The sequence below is a fragment of the Bathymodiolus azoricus thioautotrophic gill symbiont genome, from assembly GCF_001298715.1.
Classification (GTDB): domain Bacteria; phylum Pseudomonadota; class Gammaproteobacteria; order PS1; family Pseudothioglobaceae; genus Thiodubiliella.
The window spans coordinates 1-922 of record NZ_CDSC02000474.1 but is presented as its reverse complement, the minus strand read 5'-3'; the positions used below and the strand labels follow the sequence as shown (position 1 = coordinate 922).

Genomic DNA, 922 nt, shown 5'->3' with positions numbered 1-922 from the left:
GGTATTTGTTTAATGAGAGCATACATCATGGTAAGAAACAAGGCATTCCTATTTCTGATCATGAAAAAGCGTTAGCAGGAGAAGGAACGCAAGCATCAAGGCTAGCGTTTTGGCAAAGTAGATACTCAAGGGGTGATACATTTGCACTAACAGCCTTAAAAGTTATTGATAATCATAGTTATTATATGATTTCAAACCTTTCTTCGCCGATAAATAATAAACAATTAGGGATAAATCTAATGGTTGATTATGTTGACTGGATAGATAGAGACTACGCCGACACTAATCCGAATAATTGGAGGGGTATTTTGAGCAATGATCAAATAACTGCTTGGCATGACTATAGTTTTTCTAGGACACCCTGGTCTACTGTCTATATAGGGCGGTATTCCTCTGTCTGTGACCATTTTTGCGATTCGTACAATCCAAAATGATAAGATATAAAACAGGGTTTATATATAGCATGTTGTTATCCATGGTGCCATCTATTTTTATGGCGATACTAGTGATTGTTGTACCATTTAAAAATAGTTTCGGTAGTATTATAGGTGGATTATTTTTTTGGGTGTTAATCACTATTTTTATTTCTTTTATCGTTATCGTTATATTTGGAATACCAATAGTAAAAATTTTGAACGAATTTAATTTAGTAAATATTTATACTTTAGTTACTGCAGGAGGGTTGGTAGGTTTGGCGTTGGCATTATTTATTTTCCTTGGTAGTAATGTTCAAGATACTCCTATTAAGGTATTGCTTATAGCTTCAGGGTTGCTTGGAGGTTATGGCTTTTGGTATGGAATAAATAAAAGAGAATAGATGTCCAGTTCCACCACGTTGTTCCAGTTTGAGTGTTTGAATCAATAATTCTCAAACCTGAAAAACCTAAACGATCCAAAATATCGAATATTTACTCCGTTTTGG

Annotated in this window: 2 protein-coding genes; both read left to right on the top strand. The window is 34.2% G+C overall.

All coding sequences use genetic code 11. The features are described from left to right. The coding region (locus BAZSYMA_RS10135; RefSeq protein WP_195910182.1) for a hypothetical protein at positions 1-434 on the top strand (434 nt) is incomplete at its 5' end. Beyond that, a complete protein-coding gene (locus BAZSYMA_RS08975) occupies positions 431-817 on the top strand; it encodes a hypothetical protein (protein WP_195910181.1) in 387 nt (128 codons plus the stop codon). The genes BAZSYMA_RS10135 and BAZSYMA_RS08975, both read left to right, overlap by 4 nt. Positions 818-922: the final 105 nt, after the last annotated feature.

Excerpts from the sequence above, each read along its gene's own strand:
- BAZSYMA_RS08975 (WP_195910181.1), top strand. The coding sequence starts at position 431 with ATGATAAGATATAAAACAGGGTTTATATATAGCATGTTGTTATCCATG.